The 2,453-nt window shown below is 68.5% G+C and carries 2 protein-coding genes; both read left to right on the forward strand.

The genetic code is table 11. The features are described 5' to 3' along the window. Positions 1–302: 302 nt before the first annotated feature. The gene (locus FJY88_13550; protein MBM3288352.1) at positions 303–1,502 is read left to right on the forward strand and encodes a phosphoglycerate kinase; all 1,200 of its coding nucleotides are present in this window, start codon (positions 303–305) and stop codon (positions 1,500–1,502) included. A gap of 1 nt (position 1,503) precedes the next feature. Beyond that, complete coding sequence (locus FJY88_13555) at positions 1,504–2,274, forward strand: triose-phosphate isomerase (GenBank protein MBM3288353.1); 771 nt, start codon at positions 1,504–1,506, stop codon at positions 2,272–2,274. Positions 2,275–2,453 lie beyond the last annotated feature (179 nt).

Below are 2,453 nucleotides of genomic sequence, written 5' to 3' on the forward strand. Positions count from 1 at the left end.
GACGGGCGCCGGCAACCTCGATGACATCTCCGGCTCGGGAAGGACGAATCCGCGGGACGACTTGACGCGCCACAGGTCGACGCACGACGCCCGGGCCTACGAGATCTGGAGCTACCAGGTTCGTGGGGAGCCGCTCTTCCCCGATCTGGAGCTCGGCATCCGAACAACCGGGCTGAAGTTCATCTTCGTCGACGATCTTGGATACGGGGACATGCGGCTGATCTACACGAACCAATCGGGGGCCTACTGATCGCGCCTCCCCCGGCGCCGATCGGGGCCGGGGCGGAACGCGGAGGGATGGGATGAAGAAGCTATCGCTGCGCGATCTCGAGGTCGCCGATCGCCGGGTCCTCGTGCGCGTGGACTTCAACGTGCCGCTGCGAGGTTCTGAGGTCGCCGACGACACGAGAGTGCGGGCGAGCCTTCCGACGATCCGGCACCTCATGGAGCGCGGGGCCCGAACGGTCCTCGCATCCCATCTCGGGCGACCCAAGAAGGGGCCGGACCCGAGCCAGAGCCTCGCTCCCGTGGCGCGCCGTCTGGCGAGTCTCCTGGGCTCGCCGGTCGATTTCGCGCCGGACTGCGTCGGGCAGGCGGCGGAGGAGGCGGCCGCGCGTCTCAAGCCCGGCGGTGTCTTGCTGCTCGAGAATCTCCGATTCCACCCGGAGGAGGAGGCGAACGATGCCGCCTTTGCGCGACAGCTCGCCCGGCTCGCCGAACTCTTCGTGAACGACGCGTTCGGCACGGCCCACAGGGCCCACGCCTCGACCGAAGGCGTGACCCGCTACCTCTCACCCTGCGCGGCTGGATTCCTGATGGAGAAGGAGATCGACTATCTGGGGGGCGTTCTCGAATCGCCGCGGAGCCCCTTCGTGGCTGTTCTGGGCGGATCGAAGGTCTCGGGCAAGATCGATGTGATCGAGCATCTCCTGCCCAAGGTCGACGCGCTCCTCATCGGCGGCGCCATGGCCTTCACCTTCCTGCGCGCGCTCGGTCGAGGGACGGGTCGCTCCCCGGTGGAGGAGGATCGCATCGGCCTGGCGGCCGAGATCCTCGCCAAGGCGGGCCGCGAGCATGTCGATCTGAGGTTGCCGAAGGACTTCCGCGTGAGCGCGTCTGCGGACGGGAGCGACCCGGGCGCGATCGCGCCGGCCGATGCGATCCCGGCGGATCGAGCGGGAGTCGACGTCGGCCCCGCCACCATCGACGACTACGCCGGGCGGATCCGCAGCGCAGGAACGGTTCTCTGGAACGGCCCCATGGGGATCTTCGAGGTTCCCGCGTTCGCGGACGGCACCCTCGGCGTGGCGCGCGCGATGGCGGAGGCCACGCGGGCGGGCGCGACGACGGTGGTGGGCGGGGGGGACTCCGCTTCCGCGGTGGCGCAGGCCGGACTCGAGGGCTCGGTGAGCCATGTCTCGACCGGGGGAGGCGCCTCGCTTGAGTTCCTGGAGGGCAAGACGCTCCCGGGCGTCGCCGCTCTGACGGAGGGAAGGCCCTGAGATGGAACGCCGCGTGCAGATCGTAGGCAACTGGAAGATGAACGGAACCGTGCGGGAAGCGAGGGAGCTCGTGCATGCCCTGGTCGCAGGCTCAGCCCCCATCCTCCCCACGGTCGACCTGGTGGTCTGTCCTCCATTCACCTCCCTCGCCGCGGCGCGGGAGGCGCTCGATGAAGGAGGAGGAAAGATCATCCTGGGGGCGCAGGACCTGCACCCCGAGCCGAAGGGCGCGTTCACAGGGGGGATATCCGCGCCCATGCTCGTCGATCTCGGAGTCGCCGTCGTCCTCGTGGGACACTCCGAGAGACGGACGCACTTTGGCGAGGGAGGGCCCCTGCTGCTGCGCAAGCTGCAGGCCGCGCTCGACGCGGGGCTCTCTCCGATTCTCTGCATCGGCGAGAGCCTCGAGCAGAGGGAGCAGGGGATGATGGGGCCGACCCTCGACGGGCAGCTCGCCGAGACGCTGCTCCATCTCCCGCCTTCCGCCCTGGAGCGGGTGACCCTGGCCTACGAGCCTGTCTGGGCGATTGGAACGGGACGCAACGCGACTCCGGAGCAGGCGGAAGGGGCTCACGCCCACATCCGCCACTGGATCGACGGGCATATCGGGAAGAGCGCCGGCACCGCGATGAGGATCCTGTATGGGGGAAGCGTCAACGGCGCCAACGCCCGGGGTCTGATGGGCCGGGCGGGCGTCGATGGAGTCCTGGTCGGGGGGGCCAGCCTCGCGGCGTCGGAGTTCCTCAAGATCGCCGGGGCGGCCGCTCTGTGATGCCTCTCCGACGGAGGGTCTTGACGACAGTCAAGCGGTCGCGATAGCGTATATGTTTGCTGATCAGTGAAAGGTGGTATCGATGCTCTACGTCCTCGTCCTGGTCGTCCACATCGTTGTTGCGGTCCTGCTAATGGTCGTCGTCCTCCTCCAAGCTGGTAGGGGAGGCGGACTTGCAG

Source organism: Candidatus Eisenbacteria bacterium (assembly GCA_016867495.1).
Taxonomy (GTDB): domain Bacteria; phylum Eisenbacteria; class RBG-16-71-46; order CAIMUX01; family VGJL01; genus VGJL01.

Bases quoted from the DNA above. Each gene is read 5' to 3' on its own strand.
- FJY88_13550 (MBM3288352.1), top strand. From the start codon at position 303: ATGAAGAAGCTATCGCTGCGCGATCTCGAGGTCGCCGATCGCCGGGTC.
- FJY88_13555 (MBM3288353.1), top strand. From the start codon at position 1,504: ATGGAACGCCGCGTGCAGATCGTAGGCAACTGGAAGATGAACGGAACC.